The following is a 26,352-nucleotide window of genomic DNA, read 5'->3' as shown; positions in this document are numbered from 1 at the left end:
TACCTGACCGTTCCCGATTCGTCACCGACCGGCCGCTTCCTCCCGACCCTCCTCGCCGAACCAGCGCGCCAGCCGCCCCCGGCGGCTCACCGCGCGCAGCCTGCGCTCCGCGATGTCCCGGACGGCCGCCGTCGTCACGATGAGCAGGCTGTCCCCCGTACGCAAGCGGGTGTCGGGACCCGGCACGAAGCCGGCGCCGTCCCGCACGACCAGGGTCACCGAGGCGCCCACCGGCAGGCGGAGCTCGTCGATGTAGACGCCGGCCAGCCGGGAACCCGGCGCCACGTCGAGCTGCAGCAGGTCGGCGGCGATGTTCTCGAGCGGCGCGGTCTCCACGTGGATCTCGGCGGGCTCGGCCGGCGCAGTCACCCCGAGCATCCGGGCGGCCGGGGCGAGCGTGCCGGCCTGCAGCATCGTGAAGATGATGACCAGCACGAAGACCGCGTCGAACAGGCCGTTCGCGCCCGCGGTCCCGGCCGAGAGCGGGATCGTGGCCAGCACGATCGGGACCGCGCCGCGCAGACCGGCCCAGGAGAGGAACGCGGCCCCGCGCCAGCCGACCCGGAGCGGCCCGGGCCCCGAGGATCGAGCACGCAGCCCGCGCACCGGGCGCGCCAGCACGGCCGCTACCACCACCGACAGCGGGCGGGCCAGCAGCACCAGGGCCACGCCCGCGACCAGGGCCGGGACCAGCGCGCCGCCCAGCCGGCCGGGCGAGGCGAGCAGGCCGAGCAGCACGAACAGCCCGATCTGAGCGACCCAGGCCAGGCCGTCGGCGAACCCCAGGATGGCCCGGCGGTGCGGCAGCCGGCCGTTGCCGAGCACCACCCCGGCCACGTAGACGGCGAGGAATCCGGAGGCGTGCGCGACGGCGCCGGCCGCGTAGGCGAGAACGGTGAGACCGACGGCGGCGATCGGATAGAGCCCGGCCGAGGGCAGCGCCGCGTGCCGCAGCGTCCAGCGGCCGGCCGCGCCGACCACGAACCCGATCGCGGCGCCGGCGGCCAGCTCGTAGGCGACGATCATCACCTCGTACCACCAGGGATGCGCGACCACCTCGGTGGCGCTCAGCAGCACGACCAGCAGGACCACCGGGGCGTCGTTGAGGCCGGACTCGGCCTCGAGGGTGGCGACCAGCCGCGGCGGCAGTCGCAGGCGCCGCACCGTCGCGAAAACCGCGGCGGCGTCGGTCGAGGAGAGCACGGCTCCGTAAAGCAGCGCCAATCGCCAATTCAGACCCAAGATCAGATGTACGCAGACGCCGACCACGACGATGCTGACCGCCACGCCGACCGTGGCGAGCGACGCGCTGAGCCCGAGGACCGGTCGCAGCGCGCTCCACCGGGCCGTCAGCCCGCCCTCCGCGATGATCACGATGAGCGCGCAGAAGCCGAGCATCCGGGTGAGCTCGGCGTCGTCGAAGCGGATGCCGAAGCCGGCCTCCCCGATGACCATGCCGAGCGCCAGGTAGACGAGCAGGCTGGGCAGGCCGAGCCGGGTCGACAGGCGCACCGCGCCCACCGCCACCAGCAGCACCGCGGCCCCGATCAGCAGCGCGAGATCGAGCCTGCCGCTCACGGGCCGTCACGCAGCGCGGTCAGGCGGGCGAGGATCTCGTCGCCGCCAGGCACCGTGAAGACCTTGTCGCGGCTGGTCGCGCCGAGCCGGAGCGTCACGTCGGCGGCGCGCAGGCCGAGCGCGGCCGCGAGCGCCTTGCGCACCGCCTCAGTGGCCTTCCCGTCGACCGGGGGCGCGGAGACCGCCACGATCAGCGCGGGCCCGTGCGGGCCGTCATAGCGCCCACCCACGCGATCGCGCCCGGCGCCGGGCCGGACCCGGACGGCCACGGAAAGACCGGAGACACGGTTGACCATGCCTCATTCTGCCGAGTGATGGTTCAGTGACGGGCGGCGGCCGCGACCAAGCGGTCGACGGGGCGGCACAGGCCGCAGGGGCTGAAGCCGAGCTCGACCGCCTCGTTCACCGGGATCGGCTCGGTGAGCCGGCCGATCAGGTGCGGGCAGTCGGGCAGGTGGTAGCGCGGGCGGCCGTCGACGACCAGCACCTCGGCGTCGAGCCGGGCCACCCGGACGGCGTCGGTGGGGCTGACCTTCTGCGGCAGCGGCTCGTCGGCCGGATCGTCCTCCTCGGCCTCGCCGAGGTCGAGATCGAAGTCGGCGCCGACGTCGGCACCGGCCGCGGCGCCCGCGGCCGCCTCGGCATGCGCCGGCTCGGGCCGGCGCCACGCGTATTCATCGGGATCCCCGCTGCGGGCCGCGCTGATCGCCTCGGCCGCGAGATCACGGTCGGCGTCACTCTCGGGCGAGGACGAGGGGGAGGGTGAGGAGGAGGCGTCACGGCGTCCGGCGGCGTAGGCCTCGCCCTCGACCTCGTCGAGGTCGTCGTAGGCGACCGGCTCCAGCTGGACAGTCTCCCGCTTGTCCGACAAATCGGACTGGGGCGATTCGGCGGCGAAGGTTGCCCCGGCCGGGGCAAAATCGTCGGTGCCGCGCTCCGCGGCGAACTCGGGCGCCGCGGTCTCGGGCACCGCCGTGGCCCGGGCACGCCGCCCGGCGCCACCCTGCCGCGCGCCGACGACCAGGGCGATCGCGGCCAGCAGGCTGGCCACGATCGAGCTGATGAGGAGGTTGCTCGAGCCGCCGGTGAGTCCCAGCACGAGCAGCGTCACCGCGACGAGGATGAGCAGCAGGCTAAAAACGATCATGGCTCATCCTCGTCGGGTGCTGGGGGATGGAACTGGGGTCAGCGCCCGGACTCGATGGCACCGGTGCGGCTGCCGCCGTACGACCCGGCGAGGCCGGCCGCGGCGAGACCGCCGGAGCCGCCGACCGCACGGTTCGCATCGGCACGAGTGAGCTCCGCCTCGAGACCCTGCCCGCGACCGTCGAGGTCACGCAGCTGGGACTCCAGGTACGCCTTGAGGCGCGTGCGGTACTCCCGCTCGAACTGCTTGAGCTCCTCGATGTGCTTCTGCAGCGCCGACCGCTTGGCGTCCAGGCCGCCCATGGCTTCCTGGTGCCGCTGGCGAGCGTCGCGCTCGAGCGCGTCGGCCTTGGCTCGGGCCTCGCGCGTGACCTCCTCCGCCTTGGAGCGGGCGTCGGAGAGAAGCTTGTCGGCCTCACGGCGCGCGTCGGCGACGTGGTCGTCGGCCGTGCGCTGGGCCATCATCAGCACCCGCAGGGCCTGCTGCTCGCCGTCTCCGCTGGGGCCGCCGCCGGGAGCGCCGACCGGGCCCTGGGCCCGGACCTGCTCCAGCTCGGCCTGCATCTGGCGGGCGGCCTGCTCGGCCTGCGCCTTGTCCCGCTGGACTCGGTCCAGCTGGGCCTTCACCTCGTTGAGCTCGGCGGCAAGGCGGGGGTCGGCACCCGAGACGGCTGGCGCGCCACCCCGGCCACCGCGCTCCACCTGAGCGCGCAGCTCGTTGTTCTCTTCGATGAGACGGGCGAGTTCGCGCTCGACCTCATCTAGGAAGGCGTCGACCTCCTCCTCGTCGTACCCCCGCTTGCCGATCGGGGGCTTCTTGAAGGCGACGTTGTGCACGTCGGCCGGGGTCAGCGGCATCGAAACTCCTCGGGTCAGTCGCGGCCGCGGTGTGGGGCTGCTGTCTAGCTGTACGTCTGTATCAGGTTGGCGAGCACGAACTCCATGAGCACGAACAGGATAACCAGCAGCACGATGAAAGCCAGGTCCAAGCTCACGTTACCAATGCGCAGCGGTGGGATCACACGCCTCAACGCCTTGAGAGGCGGATCAGTGACGGTCCACACCGTCTCCAGTGCCGCCGAAGCGCCGCGGCCGGGCTGCCAGCGCCGTCCGTACTGGAGCACCGCCGACAGGACGAATCTCGCCAGCAGAACCAGAAAGAAAAGGTAGACGATGAGGTAGAGGATCTGGAACAGGATCGACAGCACTTCTGAGGGTCCCTCGTTCGGGTTCAGCTCTGGTTGAAGAACCCACCCTCAGCGATCTTGGCCTTGTCCTCCGCGGTGACCTGGACATTCGCCGGAGAGAGCAGGAAAACCCGGTTGGTCACGCGCTCGATCGTACCGCGAAGACCGAACGCCAGACCCGCCGCGAAGTCGACCAGCCTGCGAGCGTCTCCCTCATCCATCTCGGTGAGATTGATGATTACCGGCACGCCGTCCCGGAAGTGCTCCCCGATGGTCCGCGCCTCCCGGTAGGTGGTCGGGTGCAGCGTCGTGATCTGGTAGCGCTGCTCCTCCTCGACCGGGCGCGCGGCCGGCTGCGGAGTGTGCACCTGCTGCGGCGCCAGGGCGAGGTTGTCCCGGGTCGCGTAGCTCATCGGGGTCGCGGACTCACCGGCCGTGGTCGACCGGGTGATGGAACGCACCCGTGCCCGATCCCCGCTTTCCACCCGATCGTGGTCGTCGAGGTCGGCCCGGGAGATCCGCTCGGACAGCCGGGACCGCTCGGTGCGCGCCCGCGGGACGGTCCGCTCCTCCTCGAGGTCCTCGTCGTCGTCGGCGAACTCGTCGCTGTAACGGTCGGAGGAGTACCGGTCGCGGTCACGGTCGCGGTCCCGATCGCGGTCACGGTCGCGGTAGGAGGACTCGCGGTAGCCACGGTCGTCGTACCGGGTGTCCTCATCCTCCTCGACGAGGCCCAGCCAGACGCCCGCCTTCCGAATCGCGCTCATGCCCCCACCCCATTCCGCACCGCGAGAGTCTCGCCCCGACCAGCCATGTCCCCCACCTTTTGTCCGCTGCGCGGCCCGCGCCCCCTTGGCGTACCGCATTCCCCCCTTGCACGAGCCGAAGTCCGAACCGGACGGGCGACCCGCGGCGAAACCGTGCTGTCCCCCGCGCGGTGTCGCGACACCGCGTTAAACAACACCTATGTAGTTTGCTGCCCGCCGCAAGGCTACCGCAGCGGGTTTCGCATTCCGAGCAAAGAAGTGCCGATCCGGACGTGTGTCGCTCCGTGCCGGATCGCCGCTTCCAGGTCGCCACTCATCCCCGCGGAGACCGTGGTCGCGTCCGGATGGTGCGTGACCAGCCGCCCGGTGATCGCGGCCAGCTCCTCGAACGCGCGATCCGGGTCCCAGTCCAGCGGCGCGACCGCCATCACGCCGCCGAGCCGCAGCGACGGCGCGGCCGCCACGGCGTCGGATATCCGCCAGATGTCGTCGCCGGCCGCCCCACCCCGGGACGCGTCGCCGTCGATGCTCACCTGGACCAGCACCTCGAGCGGGGCCGGGCGCTCCCCGAGGGCCCGATCGAGCGCCGTCACGAGCCGCTCGGAGTCGACCGACTCCACCACGTCGGCGTACTCGATCACGGATTTGACCTTGTTGCGCTGCAACTGGCCGATGAAATGCCAGCGCGGCGTCGCGCCCTCGGCGCGCGCCGCGGCGGCCTTGGGCGCCGCCTCCTGGTCGCGGTTCTCCCCGATGTCGGTGACGCCGAGGCCGGTGAGCAGCACGACGTCGCTCGCCGGGTACGTCTTGGTCACCGCGACCAGGGTGACCTCCTCGGCCGGCCGGCCCGCCGCCGCGCAGGCACGGGCGATCCGCTCCCGGACCTCGGCGAGCGAGGCGGCGAGCTCGTCCTTGCGGCCGGCCGGAGAGGTCACGAGCCGTTCTTGAGAAAATCCGGCACGTCCACATCGTCGAAGAGCACCCGGCGCGGCGTCTGCGCCGGCGCGGCCGGCGGCGTGATCGAGACGGCCGGCGCCGCGGGGGCGACCGGCTGGGTCGGCGGAGTCGCCTTGCGGGTCGGCTCGGCCGGCTTGTACGACGGCGTGCCGCCGTCGAACCCGGCCGCGATCACGGTGACCCGCACCTCGTCGCCGAGCGCGTCGTCGATGACCGCGCCGAAGATGATGTTCGCGTCCGGGTGGGCCGCGTCGGTGACCAGCTGCGCCGCGTCGTTGATCTCGAACAGGCCGAGGTCGGAGCCGCCGGCGATGGAGAGCAGCACGCCGCGGGCGCCGTCCATGCTCTGCTCCAGCAGCGGGCTGGAGATCGCCTTCTCGGCCGCCTCGACCGCGCGGTTGTCGCCGCGGGCCGAGCCGATGCCCATGAGCGCGCTGCCGGCGCCGCTCATCACGCTCTTGACGTCGGCGAAGTCCAGGTTGATCAGACCCGGCGTGGTGATCAGGTCGGTGATGCCCTGGACGCCGGAGAGCAGCACCTGGTCGGCCTGGCGGAACGCGTCCATCATGCTGATCCCGCGGTCGCCGAGCGCCAGCAGCCGATCGTTCGGGATCACGATGAGCGTGTCGCACTGGTTGCGCAGCTCGTCGATGCCGGCCTCGGCCTGCACCTGGCGGCGCTTGCCCTCGAACGAGAACGGCCGGGTGACCACGCCGATGGTGAGAGCGCCGAGCTTGCGGGCGATGTTCGCCACCACCGGAGCGCCGCCGGTGCCGGTGCCGCCGCCCTCGCCGCAGGTCACGAAGACCATGTCGGCGCCCTTGAGCACCTCCTCGATCTCGTCGCGGTGGTCCTCGGCGGCGTTCTTGCCGACCTCGGGCTGGGCGCCGGCGCCGAGGCCACGGGTCAGCTCGCGGCCGACGTCGAGCTTGACGTCGGCGTCGCTCATCAGCAGCGCCTGGGCATCCGTGTTGATCGCTATGAACTCGACTCCCTTGAGCCCCACCTCGATCATGCGGTTGACGGCGTTGACGCCGCCGCCACCGATCCCCACCACCTTGATGACGGCCAGGTAGTTGTGCGGAGGTGTCATCGGGCTCAGCCTTCCCTTCGGGGTGGACGGACGTCGCGGCGCAACTTCGACGTCCGCTGCCGTACAAGGGAGGGCGAGGAAACCCTCACCCTCTACTAGAGGCTTAGGGTTATGTCAACCATTCAACCTCTGGAGGCAACGTAAGCGGACGGCTGGCCTCAACCAAGGACCGGCGCGGCGTGTCGACAGCGGCTTGGGTGGCGAATATCCGACGCGGCCGTAACCTCCGCCAGAATAAGCCGTTCGTGCCGAGATGTCCGTATCAGCGGATCGTCACCACGAGCGGCGCGCTGACGTCGATCTCCGTGCTCGCCTTCTTCAGCAGGGCCGTCGCGACCTGGCTCTTCGTCTCGTTCTCGGTGTCGTCGCCCCAGACCACCGTGCGGCTCTTGGTCAGCTCCAGCTTGATCTGCGCGGGCGCGGCGACCGAGACCGCGACCAGCTGCTCGCGCAGTTCCGGGCTGAGCGCGCCGAGCACCTTCAGCGCCGACCTGGTGTTCACGTCGGACGGGCCGGGCGTCGCGGTGCGCACCAGCGGCAGACCGTCCGGTTTCCGGATCACCTCGCGGTACGGGGTGCCGGTCGCGTCGATCAGCGTCAGCTTCCCGGGCGACGACGGCACGGCCGCCACCGGCGTACGCTCCACCACCTCGACCACGAGCGTCGACGGCCAGCCCCGCTTCACGGTCACCCGGTCGACGGCGGGGATGGCGCGCACCCGGGCCCGCACCCCGTCCATGTCGACCCGGGCGAGCGGCTCGTCCTGGGGAATCGCCGCCGCCTCCTCGACCTGCAGCGGGGTCACCAGCTGCGCGCCGACCACCTTGACGTTGCGCACGCCGAGCACGGAGGTGCCGTAGACGACCCAGGTCAGCGCCCCGACGACGACGAGCACGGCGGCCGTGACCGCCCAGGGCAAGGCGGCCCGCAGCCGGCGCCGGCGGGCGCGCGCCATGAACCGCCGGGCCGAGGACGGCACCGCGTCGGTGTTCGCCCGGACCAGCCGCCAGTTGCGCCCGCCCGCACTCATCCGATCAGTCCCCCTGCGACTCCGCGAGCGCGCCCAGCAGCTCGTCGCCCATCATCGAGATCGGCGGAGCGCCCATGGTGACCACGACGTCGCCGGGCCGGCTGCGGCGCACCACCTCGGCCGGCACGTCCTCCCAGTCGGGCACGAACACCTTCTGCCCGGCGGGCAGGCCGATCGCGGCGGTCAGCGCCACGCCGCCCTCCCCCGGCCCGCGCACCTCGCCCGGCCCGAAGACCTCCATGACGATCACCTCGTCGGCGATCGCCAGGCCCTCGGCCAGCTCGGCCTGCAGGTCGCGGGTGCGGTACACGCGGTACGGCTGGAAGACCACCAGCAGGCGGCCATCGCCGGCGACCTCGCGCAGGGTCAGCAGCGCCGCCCGGACCGAGGTCGGGTGGTACGCGTACTCGTCGTAGACCCGCACCCCGGCGGCGATGCCCTTGCGCTCGAAGCGCCGGCGCACCCCCGGGAACGAGGCCAGCGCCTCGGTGATCTTGTCGAGCGGCAGGCCGAGGCGCAGCGCGGTGAGCACCGCCGCCGCGCTGTTGAGCCCCATGTGCCGCCCCGGCAGCGCCAGCTTGATCTCGCCGAGGTCGACGCCGTCCAGCGAGGCGAGGTAGCGCACGCCGCTCACGGTCGAGACGACCTCGCTGATCCGCAGGTCCGCCAGCTCGCTCTCGCCGTACGTGTAAACGGTCTTGCCTTGAGCGCGAAGCGCCGCAATCAGTTCCTGCGTGCCCGGATCATCCGCACATGTCACGACGAACCCGGAAACGTCGGTCAGCAGCGCGAACTCCAGGAAGCCGGCCTTCAGCCCGTCGAGGTCACCCCAGTTGTTGAGGTGGTCCGCCTCGATGTTCGTGATGATCGCGACGTGCGGCCGGTAGATGAGGAACGACTTGTCGCTCTCGTCGGCCTCGGCCACGAAGTGCGGGCCGGTGCCGTGATGGCCGTTGGAGCCGGCCTCGGAGATCTCGCCGCCGATCACGAACGACGGGTCCTGCCCGGCGTGCTGCAGGATCACCGTCATGATCGAGGTGGTGGTCGTCTTGCCGTGGGTGCCGGCCACCGCGATCGTCTGCCGGTTGGTCATCGCGGCGGCGAGCGCCTCGGAGCGGTGCATGATCCGCAGCCCGCGGCGGCGCGCCTCGACCAGCTCGAGGTGGTCCTGGGGGATCGCGGTGGAGTAGACGACCGTGTCGACGCCGTCCAGGTTCGAGGCCTCGTGCGTCATGTGGACGGTGCCGCCGAGCGCGCGGAGGGCCGTGAGGGCCGGCCACTCGCGCAGTTCGCTGCCGGAGACCGGCACGCCCCGGGTGAGCAGCAGCCGGGCGAGGCCGCCCATGCCGACCCCGCCGATGCCGATCAGGTGCACGCTGCCCAGGTCCTCGGCGGTCAACTCGCCGGCCGGGGTCAGCTCCGCGGTGTTCACTGTTCCGCTCCCTCGGGGAAGATCATCGAGCCTTCGCCACCGCTTCGAGGACGAATTCCAACAGGGCCTCGTCACCGTCGCGGCGTCCGTACCGCGATGCGGCCGCGCCCATCATCGCGAGCCGCTGCCGGTCGCGTGCCAACGGGATGATGTGCTGCTCGATCCACTCGGGGGTGAGCTCGCTGTTGTCGACGAGGATGCCGCCGCCGGCTTCGACCACCGGCAGCGCGTTGCGCTTCTGCTCCTGGTTGCTGTGCGGGTACGGCACGTAGACGGCCGGCACGCCGAGCGCGGTCGTCTCGGCCACGGTGATCGCGCCGCCCCGGCAGAGCATGAGATCGGCCGCCGCGTACCCCAGCTGCATGTCGGAGAGGTAGGGCAGCACCACGTACGGAACCGGGAGGTCGTTGGGCACCTCGAACGGATCGTTGCGGCCGCCCTGCACGTGCAGCACCTGGATGCCGGCGTGCGCGAGCCGCTTGGCCGCCGCCGCCACCGCCAGGTTGATCGTGCGCGCGCCGGACGAGCCGCCGGACACGAACAGCACCGGCAGGTCGGGCCGCAGGCCGAACTGGTAAAGCGCGTGCGGGCGCAGCGCGGCCCGGTCGAGGTGCGAGATCGCGGTGCGCAGCGGCACGCCGACCACCCGCGCGTCGCGCAGCGACTCGGCCTGCTGCGGCTGCTGCGGGAAACCGACCGCCACGTTCTTGGTGAACCGCATGCCCATCCGGTTGGCCACGCCCGGCGGCACGTTCACCTCGTGGATCACGATCGGCACGTCGCGGCGCCAGGCCGCGAGGTAGGCCGGGACCGACACGTACCCGCCGAAGCCGACCACCACGTCGGCCTGCACCTCTTCGAGGATCTTGCCGGCGGCGTGCGCCGACTTGTACATCCGGTCGGGGGTGCGCAGCAGGTTCATGTTGAGCGAGCGGGGCAGCTGGAACGCCGGGATGAGCCGCAGGTCGTAACCGGCCGGCGGGATCAGCTCGTTCTCCATGCCCTTGGGGCTGCCCAGGGTTGTGATGCGCACGTCCGGGAAATGCCTCTTCAGCGCGTCGGCGAAGGCGAGCAGCGGGTAGATGTGCCCACCGGTGCCTCCTCCGGCGAGCACGGCCGACCGCAGCGACCCCATCACCGTCTCCTATCCGCCCCCGCATCGACCGGCGGGCGCGAGGTGCCCGGCTGCCGTTGCGGGGGGACGGGCGGCAGCGGGGCCCAGAGTAGCCGCACCCATCTCGCGGGCGGACGGGCGTTCAGGGCCTTGGCCGCGTCCGGCTCGGCGCGGGCGAACGAGGCGAGCATGCCGATCGCCGCAAGCGTCACGACCAGCGCGCTGCCACCTGCGGAGATGAACGGCAGCGGCAGACCGGTGATCGGGAGCATGCCGGTGACGCCGCCGATGTTGATGACGGCCTGGGTGACCAGCCAGGTGGTGATCGCGGTGGCGGCCAGCCGGCGGAACGGGTCGGCCGAGCGGCGCGCGATCCGGAAGCCCGTGTACGCCAGCACGGCGAACAGCGCGAGGATCACGCCGCAGCCGACCACGCCCAGCTCCTCGGCGACCACGCCGAAGATGAAGTCGTTGGAGGCCTCGGGCAGCCAGTTCCACTTGAGCACGCCCTTGCCGAGGCCGACCCCGAACCAGCCGCCCTCGAAGATCGCCGAGCGGGCCTGGATGAGCTGGTAGCAGGCTTCCTGCAGGTTGCACTTCTCGATCGGCTGGAGGAAGTTCGTGAGCCGGGCCAGGCGGTAGTTGTCCTCGCCGGCCGCGCCCGATCCCGCGCCGCCGGAGGCCGCCGCGACGAGCAGGCCGACGCCGGCCAGGCCGAGCACACCGAGCGCGGCGAAGACCCGCAGCCGCACCCCGGCCGCCCAGAGCAGGCCGACGATCAGCGCGAGCAGCACCAGCATGGTGCCGAGGTCGTTGTAGCCGACCAGCACGAACAGCAGGCCGACCATGGGGAACAGTGGGCGGGACAGCTCGCGCCAGTGCCCGAGCGAGGCGCCTTTGCGGGCGATCACGTCGGCGCCCCACAGCACCATGCCGAGCTTCGCGAACTCGGCCGGCTGCAGGCCGATCGGGCCGAGGTAGAGCCAGAGCAGGTTGGCGTGGATCGGGCCGAGGATGGGCTTGTCGATCGCGCCGACCGAGACGAGCGCGCCGAGCAGGTCGAGGAGGGCGAGCAGCACGATGGCCGCGCCGAGGATGTACTTGCCGAGGTCGCGCAGGGTGCTGGCGGGCAGCCGCTGGCAGATCCAGAACATCACGAGGCCGAGCAGCGCGTAGATCGCCTGGTTGGCGATGGTCGCGAAGGCGTTCCCGTTCTCCGCGTACGCCTTCACGCTGGTCGCCGAGAAGACCATGGTGAGCCCGATGAGCAGCAGCAGGCCCGAGCTGGCGATCAGCAGGTAGTACGAGGAGAGGGGTCGCGCGAGCAGCCCGTGCACGGCGGGCAGGAGCTGCCTGCTGAGCGACGGGCGAGCCACCCTCGGTGTCCGGTCGTCCGCCATGGACACATCATCGTGCGCGCGACACGCCAGCCGGTTTTTTCGGACTGGCGTGTCGCAAGAGACTTCTATCCCATGACCGCGAGGAAGTCGGAATAGAACAGTCCAAGGCCGATCGCCACGCAGATGCCGGCCACGATCCAGAACCGGACCACGATGTTGACCTCGCTCCACCCCGCTAACTCGAAGTGGTGCTGTAGTGGTGACATCCGGAACACCCGTTTACCGGTGGTCTTGAACGAGATGATCTGGATGACCACCGACATCGTGATGATCACGAAGAGCCCGCCGATGATGATCGACAGCAGCGTGGTGCGGGTCGACACGGCCAGGCCGCCGATGAGGCCGCCGAGGCCGAGCGCGCCGGTGTCGCCCATGAAGATCCGGGCCGGGGACGTGTTCCACCACAGGAAGCCCACGCAGGCCGCCGCCGCCGCGGCCGCGATCATCGCGATCTCCAGCGGATCTCGCACCTGATAGCAGTAGTCGTTGGCCCGGGCGTAGTCGGTGTCGCCACACCAGTGGCGATACTGCCAAAAACCGATCAGCGCGTACGCCCCGAGCACGAGGATCGACGCGCCGGTGGCGAGGCCGTCCAGGCCGTCGGTGAGGTTCACGCCGTTCGACATCGCCATGATGACGAACACGAAGACGATGACCGAGCCGACCTTGCCGACGTCCAGCCAGCTGATGTCCCGGATGAACGAGATGTGCTCGCTGGCCACGGTCTGGCCGTTCGTGCTCGCCACGTACAGCGCCGCGACGCCGAAGCCGGTGCCGACGATGAGCTGGCCGAGCAGCTTGCCCTTCGCGCTCAGCCCGTCCGAGTTGCGCCGGCGGACCTTGAGGAAGTCGTCGAGGAAGCCGACCACGCCGCAGAACACGAACAGGCCGAGCAGGACCAGGGCCGTCATGGTCGGCCCCTCCTGCGCGATCTGCCGCTCGGGCAGCGTGGTCAGGGCGACGTGCCCGGCCACGTACGCGAAGACGGTGGCCACGATGAAGGCGACACCACCCATCGTGGGGGTGCCCTTCTTGCCCTGGTTGCTGGCCAGGCCAAGGCCGCCGCGGATCGGCTGGCCGGCCTTGAGGGCGGTGAAGACCCGGATGGCCACCGGCGTGCCGAACAACGAGATGATGAACGCGACCGCGGCCGCGACGATGACTGCCCTCACGGGCGACCCTCCTCGGGACGCAGTCCATCGACCACGTCCCACGTGCGGTACCTGGAACCCTTCACGAGCACGACGTCGCCGGCCCGCAGATCCCCCCTGACGATCTCGAGCGCGGCCGCCTGATCCTCCGCGAAGATCGCCTCACCGGTCCACCCCTCGACCCTCGCCGCCCCGTCCAGGATCGGACGGGCGTTCGCCGCCACCGCCACGAGACGGTCCACGCCGAGTTCCGCCGCGAGCCGGCCGACCTCCTCGTGCCCGTCGCGCTCGTGCTCCCCCAGCTCGGCCATGTAGCCGAGCACCGCGACCCGGCGGTCCCCCGTCATCGCGGCCAGCGCGTGCAGCGCCGCCGCGGTCGACGACGGGTTCGCGTTGTAGGTGTCGTCGATGACCGTGACGCCGTCCGGCCGGGTGAACACGTCCATCCGCCGGCTCGACACGATCCCGATCTCACCCAGCGCGGTGACCAGGTCCTCGAACTCCATCCCCAGCGACAGCGCCACCCCTGCGGCCGCCAGAGTGTTCGAGACCTGGTGGCGCCCGGCCACCCCCAGCCGGACGTTTCCGATTTTTCCTTCAAATCCGATGGTGTACGCGGCGCGCCCGCCCTCGTCCACCCTGATGTCCGTGGCCCGGACGTCGGCGGCGGGCGCCTCCCCGGTCAGCAGAATCCGCGCCTGCGTTCGCGGCGCCATCCCCGCCACCAGCGGATCGTCGGCGTTGAGCACCGCCACGCCGGTGGCCGGCAGTGCCTCGACCAGCTCACCCTTGGCCCGCGCCGTCCCCTCGACCGTGCCGAACTCGCCGATGTGCGCGGCCCCGATGTTGAGCACCACGCCCACCTGAGGCCGGGCGATCTCGCACAGGTACCGGATGTGCCCGATCCCCCGCGCGCCCATCTCCAGCACCAGGAACCGGGTCTCCTCGGTCGCCTGCAGCACCGTGTACGGGAAGCCGAGCTCGTTGTTGAGCGACCCGGCCGGCGCGATCGTCGGCCCGAGCCGCCCGAGCAGCTGCCCGATGAAGTCCTTGGTCGTCGTCTTTCCGGACGAGCCGGTCAGCCCGACGATGGTCAGCCCCGGCAGCCGCTCGACGACGGCCGTGGCCAGCGCGGCCAGCGCCGCCAGCGGCTCGGCGACGACGACGCCCGGCTCACCGGTGTCCCGGGTGCTCAGCACCCCGGCCGCGCCCGAGCCGACGGCGCGCGCGGCGAAGTCGTGCCCGTCCACCTTCTCGCCCTCGAAGGCGACGAAGAGCCCGCCGGGAACGATCTTCCGGGAGTCGTACTCGACGCCCGCGGTCACGGCCACCGACGGCGAGGCATTGACGAGCCGCCCCCCGGTCACCTTGGCGATCTCGTCCAGAGTCATGCGGATCAAGAGCCACTCCCCGCAGCTTCGGTCAGCGCCGCCGCCAGTTCCACCCGGTCGTCGAACGGCAGCATCTCGCCGTTGACCTCCTGGCCCTTCTCGTGCCCCTTGCCGAGCAACGCGATCACGTCGCCCGGCCCGGCGAGCCGGACCGCCTCGTCGATGGCGGCGCGCCGGCCGGCCACCTCGATCACCTTGGCGCCGGCCTGCTCGGCGCCCGCGCGCACGGCGGCCCGGACGACGGCCGGGTCCTCGGTGCGCGGGTTGTCGTCGGTCACGATCACCACGTCCGCCCCGCGGGCGGCCGCGGCGCCCATCAGCGGGCGCTTGCCCTTGTCCCGGTCGCCACCGGCCCCGATCAGGCAGATGACCCGCCCGCCCCGCCCGGCCGCCAGGTCGCGCAGCGCGGCGAGCGCGGCCACGATCGCGTCCGGCTTGTGCGCGTAGTCGACCACCCCGAGCACGTCGCCCGGCGCTTCCACCCGCTCGAGCCGGCCCGGCACACCCGGGCAGGCCGCGATCCCCCGGGCCGCCACCCGGGCGTCCACCCCGATCGCGACGAGCGAGGCGAGCGCGAGCAGCGCGTTGGCCACGTTGTGCCGCCCGGGCAGGGCGACCCCGGCCTCGACCGTGACGCCGTCCGGGCCGTTCGCGACGAACCGCTGCCCGAACGCCGACGGCCGCACCTCCGACGCCCACCAGGTGGCGGCGGTGTCGCCGGCGGCCGAGTAGCTGACCGTCGACGGCTTGAACAGCGGTCGCAGCGCCGGGTCGTCGAGATTGAGGACCTCGACCCGGCTGCGCCCGTCGAACAGGCGCGCCTTGGCCGCGAAGTAGTCGTCCACATCTGTATGGAAGTCGAGGTGGTCAAGGCCGAAGTTGGTGAACCCGCCGACCGCGAACCGCAGCCCGTTGACCCGGCCGACCGCGAGCGCGTGGCTGGAGACCTCCATGACCACGGCGCTGACATCCCGCTCGGCCGCCGCCGCCAGAATCGCCTGGAGGTCGGTCGCCTCGGGCGTGGTGCGCACACTGGGCACCACCAGGTCGCCGAGGCGCGTCTCCACGGTTCCGATCAGGCCGGTGATCATCCCGGCCGCATGCAGGCCGGACTCGACAAGGTAAGCCGTCGATGTCTTGCCGGCCGTACCGGTGATGCCGATCATCGTGAGCCGCGACGACGGGTCGCCGTAGACCGTCGCGGCCGCGGCGCCGAGCAGAGCCCGGGGATCGTCGGCGACCAGCACCGGCAGCCCGGCGGCCGACGCCGCTTCCCGACCGGCCGCATCGGTCAGCACGGCCACCGCGCCGGCGGCCGCCGCGCCGGGCACGAACTCGGCGCCGTGCCGCTTCGCGCCGGCCAGCGCCGCGTACAGGTCGCCGGGGCGTACGTCCTGGCTCGCGTGGGTGATGCCGGTGACCTCCACGTCGGCGCCGATGAGCGCCGCCGGGAGCAGGGCCGCCAGGCGAGTCAGCCGCACCGGCGCGACGGACTGGGGACGGGGAATGCCGGGCACGGCGTCAGACCCTACCCGGTACCCGCATTGGCGGAGAAAACGCCACGGCTCACGGGTGGATCCGGAAGGTCGGCGGCTTGGTGGTGGACGGCGGCACCCGGTAGTGGAGCAGGGCGAACGACATCATCTTGCTGAACGCCGGCGCCGCGACGTCACCGCCGGTGCCGTGCGCGACCTCCGCCGAGACGGCGATCACGAACCGCGGGTTCTCCGCCGGCGCCATGCCGATGAACGACCCGTAGTTGCTGCTCGTGTACTGCCCGTCGATGAGCCGCTTGCCGGTGCCGGTCTTGCCCGCCACCCGGTAGCCGTTGACCCGCGCCTGGGTGCCGGTCGCGTCCTCCTCGTCGACGACCGCCTCCATCATGGTCCGCAGTTCCTTGGCCACGTCCGGCCTCAGCACCTGATGCGTATCGGGCGCCGGGGAGTTGGTGACCTTGCCGTCCTTGCCGGAGATGTACGACTTGACGATGTGCGGCTGCACGTACGTCCCGTCGTTCGCGATCGCCGCGTACCCGGCCGCCATCTGCACAAGCGTGGCGTCCACGCTCATCCCGATCGGCACCGAGCCCGAGGCCGAGCCGCTCCACTCGTCCGGCGCGAGGATCCGGCCGGTCGCCTCGCCGGCCACGCCCTCGTTCGTGGACTTCCCGAGCCCGAACTTCTGCTGGTACTCGTACACCTTCTGCTTGCCCAACTGGTCGGAGATCAGGATCGTGCCCACGTTGGACGAGAGGGCGAGGATGCCCGGAATCGTCATCTTGGTGCCCTTGGGCTGCATGTGGCTGTCCTGGAACCGGTAGCCACCGCGCATCAGCGCCGGCCCGACGGTGATCGCCGAGTCCGGCGTGATCAGGCCCTCCTGCAGCGCCGCACCGATCATGAACACCTTGTGCACCGAGCCCGGGTCGGCCACGATCGCGCTCGGCACGTCCTCCCGGTCGGCCGGAGAGTAGTCGAGCGGCTTCTGCGCGTTGTACGGCGGGTAGCTGGCCTGCGCGAGCACCTCGCCGGTCTTCACGTCGATCACGACGGCGCCGCCGATCGTCGCCTTCCAGTCGCGCAGCTGATCGCTGAGGATCTGCTGCACCCGGTACTGGAGGTCGGCGTCGATGGTCAGCTCGATCGACGTGCCCGGCTGCGGCTCCACGTAGTGCTGGTAGCCGCCCGGAACCGGCGCGTTCAGGTCGCCCTTGCCGATCTCGAACTCCTGCGTGCCGGCCGTGCCACGCAGCAGCGAGTCGTACCGTCCCTCGATGCCCTCGAGGCCCGAGTTGTCTGCGCCGGTGAAGCCGATCAGGTTCGCACCGAGGTCGGCGCCCGGCACGTCGCGCCGCTCGTCCTGTTTGACCACGATGCCGCCCAGCTTCATCGCGGCGATCCGGTCGCCCACCCCGATGTCCACACCCTGCGCCAGGAACTCGAAGCGGGACTGCCGGCCGTCCGGCCGGGTGTGCTTGGTCATCTTCGGGATCAGCTTCGAGGCCGCGACGCCGAGCAGCGGCGCGAGTGTGGCCGCTGTCGTCGCCGGGTTCTTGACCAGCACCGGGTCGGCCGCCACGTACCGGGCCTCGACGCTGTGCGCGAGCACGGTGCCGTCCCGGTCGAGGATGCTGCCGCGGGGCGCGGGCAGGGTGATCTCGCTGATCCGGTCCTCGCGCAGCTTGATCAGCCGCGCCGCGTCCGCCGGCGACGAGGCCACCTGCAGCACCACGAGCCGCACGCCGATCATCACGAACAGCGACAGCGCCATGACGGTGCCGAGCCGCAGCCGCTTGGTGGGGTTCGCGAGCTTGGGTGGCTCGGGCGCGATCGCCCGCACGGCGCGACTTTTCGTCGCGGTGGGTGCTCCCTTGCCCTTCGCGACAGTCCGAGCAGTCTTCGTACGAGTGGAGGACGTCGACCGGACGTCGCGGGCGGCCTTCGCGGCCGTCCCCGCGGAGCGAGCGTTGTCCCGCACCCGGACCCCGCGTCCCGCCGTCCGCTCCCGGCGCCGCCTCAGCTCGTCGCCGTCGTCCTCGACCGGCTCCGGGCGGCGGCTGCGCGGCGGCTCGCGCCGGGAGTCGCTCTGTCCCGTGCCCTTCTTCCCACGCGGATCGCTCTGCTCGCGGCGGCCCGGGTCGTCGGTGGCCGGCGGCTCGGCGTCGGGTGGGCGGCGGCCACGCTGCGGGCGGCCGCCGTCGAGCACCTGGAGCGCCGGACGGAACGGGTCGGTGTTGCGGCCGGCTCGCGGCGAGCGGGTGCGCTGGTCGCGCTCGGCCAGGGTGCGGCCGCGCGGGGTGTACGCCCGCGCGTCGCCGATGCCGCCGAAGCCGCGGCCCCGGCCGGTCTCCTCGGTCCCGTTCCCCTCGGTCGGAAGGTCACGAGACGTTCCGCGCCGGGGCTGCTCGCCCCGGCGCGGTGTGTCGTCGTTACGCGGCGACATGCTTACTCGCCGGCGCCCGTGGTGGTGCCGTTCGTGGCGGTCATCTGGCTCCCGTCCGCGGTGTTCCCGTTCCCGGCCGTGCTGCTGCCATTCGTGGTGCCGATGCCCACGGCGCCGTTGGGGGCGCCGGTCGGCTGACCCTCGACCGGCGCCACCTTGCCGGCGCCCGCGTCCGACGTGGCGTCGCCGCTGCCGGGCGAGGCGGCGTCCTGCGCAGTAACCGCCGGGCGGCCGTTCGCCGGCGTGAGGACGCCGATGATCTTGCCGTCGGGCAGCGTGAACAGCGCCGGGTTGTCCGCCTTGACCAGGCCGAGGCGGCGGGCCGCCGCGTCCAGGTTGCCGATCTGCGACACCTGGACCAGCTGGTTGTCGAGGTCCTGCTGCTGGTTGTCGAGCGTGGAGCCCTGCTTCTGCAGGTCGGCGATCCGGAACGAGTTCTCGTTGGTCTTCGTGTTGATCATCAGGATGCCGAGCACGCCGACGATCACCACGCCGATCACCGACGCCACGAACGGCGCCCGCGGCGTGCTGACCGGCGCCGGCGGCGCGACCCGCAGCCGCGGCGTGGCCACCTCGCCGGTGCTCCGGACCGGGCCGGTCGCCCGCAGCGGCTCCGGCGCGGGCACCTCGAGCTCGATCGGCTTGAGCGCCGCCGTGCCGTCCACGGGCGCGTCGACGACCGGCCGGCCACCGCGCATGTCACGCAGCCGCCCGGCCCGCGCGCCCTTGCCGAGGCCGCGCTCGGCCAGGACGCCCAGCTCGCGCTTGCGCCCCTCGACCGCGCCCGTGGTCTCGCGCGCGCTCGTCTCACGCTTGCGGCTCTCGACCGCACCCGTGTCGCGCACGCCGGTCTGACGCTTGCGGCTCTCGACCGCACCCGTGTCGCGCACGCCCGTCTCACGCTTGCGGCCCTCGACCGCGCCCGTGTCGCGCGTGCGGGCCGCGATCGGGCCGGTGTCGCGCTTGCGGGGTGCGTCCGAGCGGCTCTTGCCGATCATCGGCTCGGGCCGGCGGCCCTTGCCGCGAGCCAGGTCGGCCCCGGAGCGGCGCTCACCGCGCACGTCATCGGTGTCCCGAACCCGGCCGCGCGGCCCCTCCCGGCGCTCGCCTCGCGGGGCCGGCTCGCCGGCCGTGTTCCGGATCCCGGACCGGCGCGTGTCGGCCCGGTCGGCGCGTGCGTCGTCAGCCTCGTTGAAGTGCCGCGCCCCCCGGGCGTCACTTCGCCGGGCGGCACCATCCCGGCCGGCACTGTCCCGGCCGGCACCATCCCGGCCGGTGCTGCGCTGGGCGTCCGCATCGCGTGCCGGCGTCGTCCCGCGCTGATCCGTGACCCGGCCCCCCGGCCGCGGCGTCCGCGTGCGCTCGCTCATGCTGTTCCCTCCCCCTCGTCGCGTTCCCCCCGGCGTTTCCGCCGTCGTCCCCCGTGCGTCGACATGTGGGGCCTCTCGGCACCCGATGCCTGGTCGTTCCGGCCGAGGCGCTCCACCGCTCGCAGCTTCACCGAAGCCGCTCGCGGGTTGGCCGCGACCTCCTCGTCAGTCGGCGGCTCCGACCCCCTTGTCAGCAGCCGCAGGGTGGGACCGGTCCCGGGCAGCTCGACCGGCAGGTCGATCGGCCCGGTGCTGCGCGTCCTCGCGGTGAGCTCGCGCTTGACGATCCGGTCTTCCAACGATTGGTAGCTCATCACCACAAGGCGGCCTTTCGGCGCCAATGCGTCCAAAGCGGCCGGTAGGGCCGACTCCAGTGCGGTGAGCTCCGCATTTACCTCAATACGTAGTGCCTGAAACGTTCTTTTCGCGGGATTTCCACCCGTTCGTCGCGCGGCGGCCGGGATCGCCTCCTTGACCAGCTCGGCCAGCCGGGTCGTCGAGGTGATCCGCCCCTTCGCCCGCTCCCGCACGATCGCCGACACGACCCGCGGTGCGAACTTCTCCTCGCCGTACTGCCGCAGGATCCGGACGAGTTCGCCCGGCTCGTACGTGTTGACGACCTCCTCGGCGGTGATCCCCCGGGTCTGGTCCATCCGCATGTCGAGAGGTGCGTCCTGGGCGTACGCGAAACCGCGGTCGGCCTCGTCCAGCTGAAGCGACGAGACGCCCAGGTCGAACAGGCCACTGTGGAACCGGTCGTACCCGAGGTCGGCGAGAACTTCCGGCAGTTCGTCGTAGACCGCGTGCACGAGATGGGTCCGTGCGCGAAACGGAGCGAGCCGGTGCCGTGTCGCCGCGAGCGCCTCGGTGTCCCGGTCGAGCCCGATGAGGACCACGTCCGGGAACCGCTGGAGAACGGCCTCGGCATGCCCACCCAACCCGAGCGTGAAGTCGACGTGGACGGCGCCGGGCAGGTCGAGCGCGGGAGTGAGCAGCTCGAGACAACGCTCGAGCAGCACGGGCACATGCGTGCCACGAGGCTCCCCCATGTCGACCCCCTTTGCCCACCCCGGCCGTCCCAAGTCGCCGCACCGGTCCGGACGTCGTCCGTACCGCCAGATCCCCATCCGCTCGTGTCCCCGGATTTCGTTCCGGCTCGGCCCGTTGCCGGCGGGCCTTGCCGGTCCTTTTCCGGTCCGGACACGCGCCTGGCGCCGGGGAAGAGGCGCCAGGTGCGGGAGCGGCTGGAGATCTCGCAGTACGGCGGCAGTGACGTCCGGGACCGCAGATCGGCCCGGCAGGGTGCCACGCCCTACAGTCCGCCGGGCAGCACCCCCTCCTCGATGTCGGCGAACTCGTCTTCGCTCGCCGCGAGGTAGTCGTCCCACGCCTGCTTGTCCCAGATCTCCACCCGGGTGCTCGCCCCGATCACCACGAGGTCGCGGTCCAGTGCCGCGTACTCCCGCAGGTGCGCCGGGATGGTCACCCGCCCTTGCTTGTCGGGCACCTCGTCGTGCGCACTGGCGAAGAACACCCGGCCGTACGCCCGGGCGGCCTTGTTCGTCACCGGCGCCTCACGAAGCTGGCCGGCGATGCGCTGGAACTCCGGCATCGGGAACACGTACAAGCAGCGTTCCTGCCCCTTGGTGATCACGACACCTCCCGCCAGCTCATCTCGGAACTTGGCCGGAAGGATCAGCCGCCCCTTGTCATCGAGGCGCGGGGTATGGGTGCCGAGGAACATCGGCCGTCCACCCCCCTGCCCCAGCGGTTCGCGGTCCGCCTGTCAACTCGGGCCGGCAGGCCTCCCAGGTCTAGCTCCCCCTCGGCCCTGCCACTGCGCTCCACTCTACTCCACTTCCCTCCACCCGCAAGCCGATTGAGCGCCCCCACGCAACGCACACGCTCCCAAACTCCCAGCTCAACGCCCTGCCCTCGAAGTGGAGCGCATCCCCATGATCATCCCCGTCGCCTTCCCGACACCCTCCGTCTCCACCCGCCCATCCCCGCCCAAACCCGTATTAATCTCCTTCTCCTACGCGCCGTCAACCCTTCCCGGGAGGAGAGTGGAGGCCTCCAGTGGAGCAAAGTGGGGCCCTCCCCGGACCTGGCCATCGCGCGGGCGGCTATCCACAGAAGCGAGTTGTCCACAGGGTCCGAGCGGAGTTCGGGGCTAGTAAGGAAGGGTCGCCGGATGCAATCCCCTCCCCGGCCTGCCGCCGCCCAGTTCGCGCAGTTGATCGCCAACCAGAAGGGCGTACTGACTACTGGTCAAGCCATGCGGTTCCTCGCGCCCGGAGTCATCCGCGGCCATCTGGTGCGGCGGCGGTGGCGGCGACTGTGCTGGGGCGTTCTGCTCGCGGAGAACGGCCGGCTCGCGCGTGACCAGCAGTTATGGGCGGCGGTGTTGGCCGCCGGAGAAGAGGCGCGCCTGGCCGGGCGGGCCGCCGCGATCGAGGGCGGGGTTCAGGGTCTGCGGCACGGCACGATCGACGTGCTCGTTCCGATCGGCCGAGGCCGGAGCGGCCGGCTGCCGGGTTTTCCGCCCGACATGCCGGCAGTCCGGATTCATCGCACGTCGATTCTGCCGAAATCGCACCAGCAGGCCGGGCGGCCGCCGCGCACCACCGTCGCGCGAGCGGTGATTGACGCCGCCGGCTGGGCAGAGAGCGACAACGAGGCCCGCGACCTGATCACCCGGTGCTGCCGGCAGAACCGCGCCAGCGTCGCGGAGTTGCGTGACGTGCTGGGCCTGTTCCCCACGGTTCGGCGTCGCCGCCTGATCGTCACGACCATCGCCGACGTGGAAGGCGGCGCCGCGGCCCTGTCCGAGATCGACTTCGTTCGGCTGTGCCGTCGGTACCGGCTGCCGGCACCCGACCTGCAGCGACGCCGTCTCGACGAGTCCGGGCGCAATCGATATGTGGACGCCGAGTGGAGCGCCTTCCGCGTCATCGTCGAGGCCGACGGGGGTTATCACATGGATGTCCAGCGCTGGGCGGCGGACACGCTCCGGCGGAACCAGATCCGGATCGCGGGCGATCGCATCCTGCGGTTCCCGGCCTGGGTTGTGCGCGAGGACCCCGCCACCGTCGCCCAGGAGATCCACGCCGCCCTGACCGCCGGCGGCCTCCCCGCCCCTAGCAAACCAGTCAAGGCCGCCTAGCCGCGTTCGCAAGACGAGGCAGCACCACCCGCAGAGCGGCGGCACTCCCCGCCCCCTCGCAAACCGGTCAAGGCCGCGTCCGCGAGGCGCTGCCGCACTGCCCGTCGCGAACGGCGCTGAGCGGCGGCGCTCCCGCCCCCTCGCGAACGAACTGGTGTACGTGCTCGCGAGGCGAGGCCGCACCACCCGTCGCGAACGGCGGAGAGCTGCGGCGCCCCGGCAAAGGGGCGCGCGCTGCCGGGCGTACACGGGAAAGGGTTAAAAGGAACGCCCGCCGCAAGAGAAGCGGCGGGCGTTACGGAAGGCCGGGTCTTAGCAGGCAGCGACTGCGGCCGCGCGGCGGGCGGAACGCTTCCAGCGCCAGACGATCGTGGTGGTCAGGGCGAAACCGACCAGGGCGGGCGCAAGGCTCAGCGGGTTGATGCCGTGCGGGTTGGCGACGGCGGCGCCGATCACGGCGTAGCTGACGGCGGACGGGATGGACGCCAGGAATGTCCCGAAAAGGTAGCGCTTGCGGCAGACGCTGGTGGTGCCGTAGGCGTAGCCGATCAGGCCGAACGGGGCAAGCGGCAGGAAACGGACCAGCAGGACCGCCGACAGGCCGCGACGGTTGAGCCAGCCGTCGAGGCGGGCCAGGCGGCCGCCGGCTCGGGCGTGGAGGACGCCCCGACCGGCCCAGCGGCCCGCGTAGTAGGTGGCGGCGGCGGCGATCACGGCTGCGGCCAGAGCGGTGACCGCGCCGGTTGCGGCACCGAGCAGGGCGCCGCACGCGATCGTGATGGCGGTTCGGGGGACCAGGACCGACAGGAGCAGGCCGCCGACCACCGCGATCGCCACCGGGGCGACGTGGCCGAGGGCCAGGATCGCGTCGCCGATGTCGCGCAGCGGGAGGAGGGCCGCAGCGGCGGCGAGACCGCCGACGATGACGCCCAGGACGCCGAACCGGACCAGGCGGCGCTTCCATCCCATGGCGGCCGGAAGCGGCAGCGCGGGAGCAGGGACGACCGTGGCCGGAGGAGGCGCGATCAGGGTGTCAGTCATGCAGTCGTACCGCCTAACTGGTTGTCGATTTACCGGTTTTATGCGCCCGCCGCGGCGAGCCGTTCGGCGCGGAGTCGCTCCGGCCAGGTGTCGTCAACGGGAGGAAGACTATCCGCGCCGATCGCCCAACGCAGTAGCAGATCGGCTATAGCTGGGTTGCGAGCGAGCGCGGGCCCATGGGAATACGTGCCCAGAATCTTCCCGTGCCAAGCGCCCTCGGTCTGGCTGTCATTTCCGATGCCGGCGGTGACCCGGGCCAGCGGCGCGACGCCGGGGCCGAGGTGGGTGCGGCCGCCGTGGTTCTCGAAGCCGGTGAGCGGGGGCAGGCCGAGCCGCGGGTCGATGTCGCCGCGCAGCTCGCCGACGGCGCGGGTCTCGCCGCGGTCCGAGTGCATGTCGAGCAGCCCCAGGCCGGGGCACTTCTCGCCCTTCGCGAAGAACGAATGGCCGAACAGCTGGTAACCCGCGCAGATGGCCAGCACCGCGGCGCCCTGGTTGACGGCCCGGTGCAGGCCGCCGTCGGCGATCAGGCGCTGCGAGGCCAGGGCCTGCGGTCCGTCCTCGCCGCCGCCGATCAAGTAGATGTCGGCCATGGACGGCATCGGCTGGTCCGAACGGATCTCGTACGTTTCGACCGGAATGCCCCGCATTGCGGCCCGCCGGGCGAGGATGAGCAGATTGCCCCGGTCGCCGTAGGTCGAGAGCAGATCCGGATAGATCCAGACGATCCGCAGGGTGCTCTCAGTTGACACGGTCCAACTCCGCTCGAATGTCCTGGAACGCCGTGTAGTTGGCGATCACCTCGAGGCGGCCGGGCGGTACAGCCTGGATCGCCTCGTCAAAAGTCCTAACGTGCCGGAACGGCACACCGTTCACCTCGAGGCGTACTGCCAGGTCAAGGGCCCGGTCGCCGGTGATCAGCACCGGCCGGTCGCGCAACGGCGCGAAGTTCACGTCGTACAGCCACGAGGTGTCGAGGCCGTCGGGATCCCGCGCGTTGACCGAGAGCAGGGTGGGTGCCTGCTCGGCCATGTCGAACGCCTCGAGCCAGCTTGCCGGGTTTTTCGCCAGGAGCAAACGGACGTTTCGTCCGTCGCGGTCGACCTGCGCGTACCGGCCGGCGACCGAGGAGACGGTGGCCAGGTGCGGCAGCGCCTCGATCGGGCGGACGCCGAACTCGGCCGCGACCGCGAGGGCGGTGGCGGCGTTACCCAGGTTGACCTGCCCGGGGAGCTGGAGCTTGACGAGGTGCCAGTCGCCGCGCGGGTCGACGACGCCCTCGTCCTCGACGCGCCAGTGCGCGTGCGGCCGGCGCAGCGGGCAGCCGGTGCACCACCAGTCGCCGCCCTGGCGCTCGATCGGGTCGCCGCTCTGCGGGCAGACGTACGAGTCGTCGTGCCACCGCTGCCCGGCGCTGAACCAGGTGACCTGCTGCCCGCTGCCCTCGGCCGCCCAGACCACCATCGGGTCGTCGGCGTTGGCCACCACGCGCACCTCGGGGTGGCCGGCGAGGGCATCGCGCCACAGCTGCGCCATCATCGCCACCTCCTTGGCCCGGTCGAGCTGGTCGCGGGAGAGGTTGAGCAGGGCCACGACCCGCGGGTTGGTGGCGTCGATCACCCGGGCCAGGTAGTGCTCGTCGACCTCGAGGACCGCGAACGGCGTGGTGCCGGCCTTGGCCAGCGCCGAGGTGTGCCCGGTCGGCATGTTGGCGCCGAACGAGTTGGTGGCGACCCGGCCGATGTGCGAAAGGGCGGCCGCCGCGAGCCGGGTCGTGGTCGTCTTGCCGTTGGTGCCCGAGATGAGGGCGACCGCGCGACCCGAGGCCAGGTGGGCCAGCAGGTCGGGGTCGATCTTGAGGCCGATCCATCCGCCGATAACCGAGCCGTCGCCGCGACCCGCGGCCCGGGAGAGCGCCGCCGCGGTCTTCGAGACGCTGGTCGCTACCTTGGCCCGCAGGGGCATCTTGCCGTCCGTCACGGGAGACGAGGCTACCCGACTCGCCGGTCACACCGGGTCGCCGGCGGCGCGCCGCCTACCGAAATGCCTCTGGCCAGGAAACACGGGGTTACGCCGACTTTTTGTGTGTCGTGTTTCACCCGTAACCTTCAGCGGGCCGTGATCATGCAACGACCGTACGTCATGGCATTTGTCTCCTCGAGGTAACAAATTGGACAGCAACCAATGTGCCAAACACGCTAAGTGACGATTCCACTTCTGACGATCAACAGGAATAGCTGGTAGCAAGGTTGGGCCGGTCCGCATTGGACCGGCTCGCGACGATCCGGTTCACGCCGAGCCCTGCCCCGGGCCGAGCGCCGCGACCACGAAGCACGCACGACCACAAAGGCATATGGGGGCAGGGACGGGGGACCCACAGCTTCTCGAGAGAGACAGCCGGTCCGCTCCGCCGCCACCCGCTCCGGTGGCGGGCAACGGGGCAACCTCGGGGTGAAGTCGGCCACCACGGCGACCGGGCAACCTTCCCGCCCGAACCCGACAGCTAACCTCGCAGGCGTGCCGGAGGGATTCCCTTACCGTGCCCGAACACAGTTCGAGCCGGGGTCGGCGCTTCGGCGTCGGAACC

At 71.6% G+C, this 26,352-nt stretch carries 22 protein-coding genes, 1 pseudogene and 1 riboswitch; of the genes and pseudogenes, 1 reads left to right on the top strand and 22 read right to left on the bottom strand.

Annotated elements, in window-relative coordinates; all coding sequences use genetic code 11:
* Nucleotides 1–21: 21 nt before the first annotated feature.
* From A3CQ_RS0123430 to mraZ, 19 genes and pseudogenes are all read right to left on the bottom strand, one after another.
* Nucleotides 22–1,578, bottom strand: a complete 1,557-nt coding sequence (locus A3CQ_RS0123430) for a potassium/proton antiporter (RefSeq protein WP_020513393.1) — start codon at nucleotides 1,576–1,578, stop codon at nucleotides 22–24.
* On the bottom strand, nucleotides 1,575–1,874 hold the full coding sequence (locus tag A3CQ_RS0123425; protein WP_020513392.1) for a DUF167 domain-containing protein: 300 nt from the start codon (nucleotides 1,872–1,874) through the stop codon (nucleotides 1,575–1,577). Before A3CQ_RS0123425 ends, A3CQ_RS0123430 begins: the two co-directional genes overlap by 4 nt.
* Before the next feature lie 659 nt (nucleotides 1,875–2,533).
* Nucleotides 2,534–2,725, bottom strand: a pseudogene (locus A3CQ_RS64340) (hypothetical protein); the annotation flags it as partial.
* Between the two features lie 38 nt (nucleotides 2,726–2,763).
* Nucleotides 2,764–3,582: a DivIVA domain-containing protein gene (locus tag A3CQ_RS0123410; protein WP_020513390.1), complete on the bottom strand. Its 819-nt coding sequence runs from the start codon at nucleotides 3,580–3,582 to the stop codon at nucleotides 2,764–2,766.
* 44 nt (nucleotides 3,583–3,626) lie between these two features.
* Nucleotides 3,627–3,932 (bottom strand): YggT family protein, encoded by a 306-nt coding sequence (locus tag A3CQ_RS0123405; RefSeq protein ID WP_020513389.1) that lies wholly within the window; start codon nucleotides 3,930–3,932, stop codon nucleotides 3,627–3,629.
* A 23-nt stretch (nucleotides 3,933–3,955) separates the two neighbouring features.
* The gene (locus A3CQ_RS0123400) at nucleotides 3,956–4,678 is read right to left on the bottom strand and encodes a cell division protein SepF (protein WP_020513388.1); all 723 of its coding nucleotides are present in this window, start codon (nucleotides 4,676–4,678) and stop codon (nucleotides 3,956–3,958) included.
* 224 nt (nucleotides 4,679–4,902) lie between these two features.
* On the bottom strand, nucleotides 4,903–5,613 hold the full coding sequence (locus tag A3CQ_RS0123395) for a YggS family pyridoxal phosphate-dependent enzyme (RefSeq protein WP_020513387.1): 711 nt from the start codon (nucleotides 5,611–5,613) through the stop codon (nucleotides 4,903–4,905).
* Complete coding sequence (gene ftsZ, locus A3CQ_RS0123390; RefSeq protein WP_020513386.1) at nucleotides 5,610–6,728, bottom strand: cell division protein FtsZ; 1,119 nt, start codon at nucleotides 6,726–6,728, stop codon at nucleotides 5,610–5,612. The genes A3CQ_RS0123395 and ftsZ overlap by 4 nt, the downstream gene beginning before the upstream one ends.
* Nucleotides 6,729–6,990: 262 nt before the next feature.
* Nucleotides 6,991–7,758 (bottom strand): cell division protein FtsQ/DivIB, encoded by a 768-nt coding sequence (locus tag A3CQ_RS0123385; RefSeq protein WP_020513385.1) that lies wholly within the window; start codon nucleotides 7,756–7,758, stop codon nucleotides 6,991–6,993.
* Between the two features lie 4 nt (nucleotides 7,759–7,762).
* Nucleotides 7,763–9,190 carry a UDP-N-acetylmuramate--L-alanine ligase gene (murC, locus tag A3CQ_RS0123380; RefSeq protein ID WP_020513384.1) on the bottom strand — a complete coding sequence of 476 codons (1,428 nt, stop codon included), beginning with the start codon at nucleotides 9,188–9,190 and terminating at the stop codon, nucleotides 7,763–7,765.
* A gap of 22 nt (nucleotides 9,191–9,212) precedes the next feature.
* Nucleotides 9,213–10,325, bottom strand: coding sequence for an undecaprenyldiphospho-muramoylpentapeptide beta-N-acetylglucosaminyltransferase (gene murG / locus A3CQ_RS0123375; protein WP_020513383.1), 1,113 nt, complete (start codon nucleotides 10,323–10,325; stop codon nucleotides 9,213–9,215).
* Nucleotides 10,325–11,704: an FtsW/RodA/SpoVE family cell cycle protein gene (locus tag A3CQ_RS0123370; protein WP_020513382.1), complete on the bottom strand. Its 1,380-nt coding sequence runs from the start codon at nucleotides 11,702–11,704 to the stop codon at nucleotides 10,325–10,327. The genes murG and A3CQ_RS0123370 overlap by 1 nt, the downstream gene beginning before the upstream one ends.
* A gap of 65 nt (nucleotides 11,705–11,769) precedes the next feature.
* A complete protein-coding gene (gene mraY, locus A3CQ_RS0123365) occupies nucleotides 11,770–12,876 on the bottom strand; it encodes a phospho-N-acetylmuramoyl-pentapeptide-transferase (RefSeq protein WP_020513381.1) in 1,107 nt (368 codons plus the stop codon).
* Nucleotides 12,873–14,255 (bottom strand): UDP-N-acetylmuramoyl-tripeptide--D-alanyl-D-alanine ligase, encoded by a 1,383-nt coding sequence (locus tag A3CQ_RS0123360; protein ID WP_026206085.1) that lies wholly within the window; start codon nucleotides 14,253–14,255, stop codon nucleotides 12,873–12,875. The genes mraY and A3CQ_RS0123360 overlap by 4 nt, the downstream gene beginning before the upstream one ends.
* Nucleotides 14,252–15,763, bottom strand: coding sequence for a UDP-N-acetylmuramoyl-L-alanyl-D-glutamate--2,6-diaminopimelate ligase (locus A3CQ_RS0123355; RefSeq protein WP_051115327.1), 1,512 nt, complete (start codon nucleotides 15,761–15,763; stop codon nucleotides 14,252–14,254). The genes A3CQ_RS0123360 and A3CQ_RS0123355 overlap by 4 nt, the downstream gene beginning before the upstream one ends.
* 49 nt (nucleotides 15,764–15,812) lie before the next feature.
* Nucleotides 15,813–18,188 (bottom strand): peptidoglycan D,D-transpeptidase FtsI family protein, encoded by a 2,376-nt coding sequence (locus A3CQ_RS0123350; RefSeq protein ID WP_020513378.1) that lies wholly within the window; start codon nucleotides 18,186–18,188, stop codon nucleotides 15,813–15,815.
* 2 nt (nucleotides 18,189–18,190) lie between these two features.
* A complete protein-coding gene (gene ftsL, locus A3CQ_RS62940; RefSeq protein ID WP_020513377.1) occupies nucleotides 18,191–19,558 on the bottom strand; it encodes a cell division protein FtsL in 1,368 nt (455 codons plus the stop codon).
* The gene (gene rsmH / locus A3CQ_RS53750) at nucleotides 19,555–20,607 is read right to left on the bottom strand and encodes a 16S rRNA (cytosine(1402)-N(4))-methyltransferase RsmH (protein WP_051115326.1); all 1,053 of its coding nucleotides are present in this window, start codon (nucleotides 20,605–20,607) and stop codon (nucleotides 19,555–19,557) included. Before rsmH ends, ftsL begins: the two co-directional genes overlap by 4 nt.
* Nucleotides 20,608–20,870: 263 nt before the next feature.
* The gene (gene mraZ, locus A3CQ_RS0123335) at nucleotides 20,871–21,302 is read right to left on the bottom strand and encodes a division/cell wall cluster transcriptional repressor MraZ (protein WP_020513375.1); all 432 of its coding nucleotides are present in this window, start codon (nucleotides 21,300–21,302) and stop codon (nucleotides 20,871–20,873) included.
* 450 nt (nucleotides 21,303–21,752) lie between these two features.
* On the opposite strand from mraZ, the gene A3CQ_RS0123330 reads away from it, so the two are divergent.
* Nucleotides 21,753–22,724, top strand: coding sequence for a DUF559 domain-containing protein (locus A3CQ_RS0123330; RefSeq protein ID WP_051115325.1), 972 nt, complete (start codon nucleotides 21,753–21,755; stop codon nucleotides 22,722–22,724).
* Nucleotides 22,725–23,036: 312 nt separating this feature from the next.
* On the opposite strand, the gene A3CQ_RS0123325 is transcribed toward A3CQ_RS0123330, so the two are convergent.
* The 3 genes from A3CQ_RS0123325 to A3CQ_RS0123315 are packed head-to-tail and all read right to left on the bottom strand — an operon-like array spanning nucleotide 23,037 to nucleotide 25,730.
* Complete coding sequence (locus tag A3CQ_RS0123325) at nucleotides 23,037–23,765, bottom strand: TVP38/TMEM64 family protein (protein WP_026206083.1); 729 nt, start codon at nucleotides 23,763–23,765, stop codon at nucleotides 23,037–23,039.
* Nucleotides 23,766–23,803: 38 nt separating this feature from the next.
* Complete coding sequence (locus A3CQ_RS0123320) at nucleotides 23,804–24,517, bottom strand: type 1 glutamine amidotransferase (protein WP_020513372.1); 714 nt, start codon at nucleotides 24,515–24,517, stop codon at nucleotides 23,804–23,806.
* On the bottom strand, nucleotides 24,507–25,730 hold the full coding sequence (locus tag A3CQ_RS0123315; protein WP_026206082.1) for a Mur ligase family protein: 1,224 nt from the start codon (nucleotides 25,728–25,730) through the stop codon (nucleotides 24,507–24,509). Before A3CQ_RS0123315 ends, A3CQ_RS0123320 begins: the two co-directional genes overlap by 11 nt.
* A gap of 436 nt (nucleotides 25,731–26,166) precedes the next feature.
* A riboswitch (cyclic di-AMP (ydaO/yuaA leader) is annotated at nucleotides 26,167–26,298 on the top strand.
* Nucleotides 26,299–26,352: the final 54 nt, after the last annotated feature.

The sequence above is a fragment of the Paractinoplanes globisporus DSM 43857 genome, from assembly GCF_000379645.1.
Classification (GTDB): Bacteria; Actinomycetota; Actinomycetes; order Mycobacteriales; family Micromonosporaceae; genus Actinoplanes; species Actinoplanes globisporus.
Note: the sequence above shows the minus strand (reverse complement) of the source record. Positions and strands in the feature narration are given on the sequence as shown.